4 protein-coding genes and 1 pseudogene are annotated in these 4042 nt (G+C 72.5%); all 5 read right to left on the reverse strand.

Annotated features, from left to right (window positions below; translation table 11 throughout):
* Positions 1–105: 105 nt before the first annotated feature.
* Positions 106–1221: a glutamate 5-kinase gene (proB, locus tag FRW57_RS18340; RefSeq protein ID WP_152186691.1), complete on the reverse strand. Its 1116-nt coding sequence runs from the start codon at positions 1219–1221 to the stop codon at positions 106–108.
* A gap of 59 nt (positions 1222–1280) precedes the next feature.
* The gene (gene obgE, locus FRW57_RS18345; protein WP_137123489.1) at positions 1281–2792 is read right to left on the reverse strand and encodes a GTPase ObgE; all 1512 of its coding nucleotides are present in this window, start codon (positions 2790–2792) and stop codon (positions 1281–1283) included.
* A gap of 115 nt (positions 2793–2907) precedes the next feature.
* Positions 2908–3177 carry a 50S ribosomal protein L27 gene (gene rpmA / locus FRW57_RS18350; protein WP_137123488.1) on the reverse strand — a complete coding sequence of 90 codons (270 nt, stop codon included), beginning with the start codon at positions 3175–3177 and terminating at the stop codon, positions 2908–2910.
* A gap of 124 nt (positions 3178–3301) precedes the next feature.
* Positions 3302–3610 carry a 50S ribosomal protein L21 gene (gene rplU / locus FRW57_RS18355; protein ID WP_152186692.1) on the reverse strand — a complete coding sequence of 103 codons (309 nt, stop codon included), beginning with the start codon at positions 3608–3610 and terminating at the stop codon, positions 3302–3304.
* Positions 3611–3777: 167 nt separating this feature from the next.
* Positions 3778–4042, reverse strand: a pseudogene (locus FRW57_RS18360) (hypothetical protein); the annotation flags it as partial.

A 4042-nucleotide genomic window follows, 5' to 3' on the forward strand; every position in this document is an offset into this window, starting at 1 on the left:
TGACGGCCGGCGACGGTGCCGCCGCACGGTCCTGAGCTGCCGCGCGACGGCCTCCCCGGGGAGGCCGTCGCGCCTGCCGCGGCCGGGAGGGGTTGCGAGTGGGTCTCAGAGCAGGACGAGGTGGTCACGGTGGACGACCTCGCGTTCGTAGCCGGAACCGAGGTCGCGGCCCAGGTCACGGGTGCTGCGCCCGAGCAGCCGTGGGAGCACGTCCGAGTCGTAGCTGACCAGGCCCCTCGCCACGACGCCGCCGTCGGGTGAGCACAGGTCGATCGGGTCGCCCTCCCGGAAGGTGCCCTCGACGGCGACGACCCCCGCCGGCAACAGCGACTTGTGCCGCTCGACGACCGCGGCCACCGCACCCTCGTCGAGCACGAGCCGCCCCCGGGACGTGCTCGCGTGGGCCAGCCACAACAGCCGGTAGGGGCGGCGGGACCCGGTCGGGGCGAACAGTGTGCCGACGTCCTCACCGGCCAACGCCTCTGCCGCCTGCTCGGCCGAGGTGAGCACGGTCGGGATGCCCGCCGCCGTCGCGATCCCGGCGGCATCGACCTTGGTGACCATGCCCCCGCTGCCGACCTTCGTGCCGGACCCCGCGATGCGCAGGTCCGCCAGGTCGGACTCGTGGCGCACCCACGGGATCCGGGTCGCGCCCGGTTTGCTGGGTGGCCTGTCGTAGAGCGCATCGACGTCGGACAGCAGCAGCAGCGCATCGGCGCGCACGAGGTGGGCGACCAACGCGGCGAGCCGGTCGTTGTCCCCGAAGCGGATCTCCTGCGTGGCCACGGTGTCGTTCTCGTTGACGACGGGCACGATCCCGAGGGAGAGGAGCCGCTCCAGAGCCCGCCGGGCGTTCGCGTAGTGCTGGCGGCGGGTCACGTCGTCGGCGGTCAGCAGGACCTGACCCACCGTGAGGTCATAGCGTCCGAAGGAGGCGCTGTAGGCGGCGACGAGTGCGCCCTGCCCGACGCTGGCCGCCGCCTGCTGGGTCGCCAGGTCACGCGGCCGCTTGGCCAGCCCGAGCGGGGTGATGCCCGCCGCGATGGCTCCGGAGGAGACCAGCACGATCTCCGCTCCCTTGTGGCGGCGGTCGGCCAGGGCCTCCACGAGCCGGCCGAGGCGCGCGACGTCCAGCGCGCCTCCGGGGTGGGTCAGCGAGCTCGATCCCACCTTGACCACGACCCGCGCGGCGCTGGCCAGGGGCGATGACGTGGTCGGCACCCGCCGGAGTCTAGTGAACGTTGCGCACCGGGCGACGATCCGTCTCGGGCCCGGGCGGCTCAGTCGTCCTGCGTGGTCCAGTGGCCGGCGCGGCGCTCGGCCTGCAGCTCATCCCGGGCGGCCGACTTGGCGGCGCGACGCTCGGCATACTGCTCGCGCTTCTCGTCGCGGGTGGGGCGGTGGCTCTCGTCGAGCCGCAGGTCGGTGCCCCGTGCGCCGGTGAGCAGCTCGGCCCCGGCCGACATCGTGGGCTCCCAGTCGAAGACGACCGCGTTGTCCTGTGGCCCGATGAGCACCGTCGAGCCGGCGACGGCTCCGGCCTTGACGAGCGCGTCCTCGACGCCCGCGCGCGCCAGTCGGTCGGCGAGGTAGCCGACCGCCTCGTCGTTGGAGAAGTCGGTCTGGCGCACCCACCGGGTGGGCTTGTCCCCCGACACCCGGAAGACCTCGCCCTCCGGCGTCTGCTCACGGGCCACCTCAAAGCCCTTCTCGTCCACTGCCTTGGGCCGCAGCACGATTCGGGGCGGCTCCACGACGAGTATGGCGTCACGAGCCTCCTCGACGTGCCGCGCCATCGCGAAGGTCAGCTCCCCCAGTCCCTGGTGCGCCACCGCAGAGACGATGAACACCTCCAGACCACGGGCCTCGAGGTCGGGCTTGACCATCTCGGCCAGCTCCCGAGCCTCGGGCACGTCAGCCTTGTTCAGCACCACGAGCCGGGTGCGTTCGGAGAGGGGACGGCCACCGAGCGCCTCGTCCGGCACGTACTGCGCCAGCTCCTCCTCGATCACGTCGAGGTCGGTCATCGGGTCACGGCCGGGCTCCAGGGTCGCGCAGTCGATCACGTGCACCAGGACCGAGCACCGCTCGATGTGGCGGAGGAACTCCAGGCCGAGGCCCTTGCCCTCGCTCGCCCCGGGGATCAGGCCGGGCACGTCGGCGACGGTGAAGCGGGACCCACCCGCGGTGACCACCCCGAGGTTGGGCACGAGCGTGGTGAAGGGGTAGTCGGCGATCTTCGGGCGGGCGGCCGACAGCACCGACACCAGGCTGGACTTGCCCGCTGAGGGATAACCGATCAGACCGACGTCGGCCAGGGTCTTGAGCTCGAGCACGATGTCGAGCTCGTCGCCGGGCTCGCCCAGCAGGGCGAAACCGGGCGCCTTGCGCCGCTGGGAGGACAGCGCCCGGTTGCCGAGCCCGCCGCGGCCACCCCGCGCCACGACATACGAGGCGCTCTGTCCAACCAGGTCGGCGAGGACGGCGCCGGAGGCGTCCTTGACGACCGTGCCCTCGGGGACCGGCAGCACCAGGTCCGCCCCGTCGGCGCCCTCCCGGTCGTCGCCCGCCCCGGGCTTGCCGTTGCCGGCGCCGCGGTGCGGGCTGTGGTGGTAGTCGAGCAGGGTGGTGACCTGCGGGTCGACGGTGAGGACGACGCTGCCTCCCCGGCCCCCGTCGCCCCCGTCCGGGCCGCCGAGCGGCTTGAACTTCTCGCGGCGCACGGACGCGCAGCCGTGTCCCCCGTCACCCGCCGAGACGTGGAGGACGACCCGGTCGACAAAGCTGGCCATCGGTGCTCATTTCAGGTTGGTGGGACGGCGCCCGAGTCGGGCCTGACCCGGCCCGGACACGGGCGCGAGGGGTGGGCCGCCGGCCCACCCCTCGCGCTCGTGAACGACTGTCGTGTCAGGCCGGGATCTCGACCTCGGCCGGAACGATGTTGACCGTCTTGCGACCGCGCTTCGAGCCGAACTGCACCGCGCCGGCCACGAGGGCGAAGAGGGTGTCGTCGCCGCCGCGGCCCACGCCGTCGCCCGGGTGGAAGTGCGTGCCCCGCTGGCGGACGATGATCTCGCCGGCGCTCACGACCTGGCCGCCGAAGCGCTTGACGCCGAGGAACTGCGCGTTGGAGTCGCGACCGTTGCGCGTCGAGGACGCACCCTTCTTGTGTGCCATGTCAGTGCCTGTCTTTCGGGTTCAGCGGGGTGGTGCGGCGAGCTACGACGTCGGGATCCCCGGCGAGGTGTCGGAGCGAGGAACGCGCGGAGAACTGCGTGGGGTTCGACGTCGTGGGGTGGGGTCAGACCTCGATCGCGGTGACCTTGACCTGCGTGAGGTGCTGACGGTGGCCCTGCCGCCTGCGGTAGCCGGTCTTGTTCTTGTACTTGATGATGGTGATCTTGGGGCCCTTGGCGGGCTTGACCACCTCGGCCTTGACGGTGGCCTTGGCGAGCTGGTCGGCGTCGCTGGTCACGGTGGAGCCGTCGACGAGCAGGAGCGGCGTGAGGTCGATGCTCGCGCCGGCCTCACCGCTCACCTTGTCGATGATGAGGACGTCGCCAACGGAAACCTTCTCCTGGCGGCCGCCAGCGCGGACGATCGCGTACACGTTGAGCTCACTCTCTCGGGACGTTCAGTGCGGTGTTGCGGTAAGTCGTGCGGGTGGCGCCGTGCTGTCTGCCTGGGGGCTGCCTGGTAGGCACCACGGCACCGAAGATCGCGCCGGCGGGCGCACCGAGGGTTCAGACTACCGGGTGGGCCCGCCGGTCAGCAAACTCAGACGTTCTCCGGATCGGCCGGGGGCGGAGGTCCGGCAGGCGCCACCACACGGCCACGCTTGCGGCGCGGGCGCTGCACGGGTTCGGGCACGGTCTCGACCGGCTCCACCGGCTCCACCGGCGCGGTCACCGCGAGCGCCGGCTCCGGCACAGCATCTGTGTCCAGTTCTGCAGCCACGGGGGTCGCGCTCTCGGGCTCGCCCGCCAGGGGCGTCGCCGTCTGGGGGTCGCTGGCCACGGGCGTCGCCGCCTCCGTGGCGTCG

Source organism: Segeticoccus rhizosphaerae (genome assembly GCF_009192725.1).
Lineage (GTDB): Bacteria > Actinomycetota > Actinomycetes > Actinomycetales > Dermatophilaceae > Segeticoccus > Segeticoccus rhizosphaerae.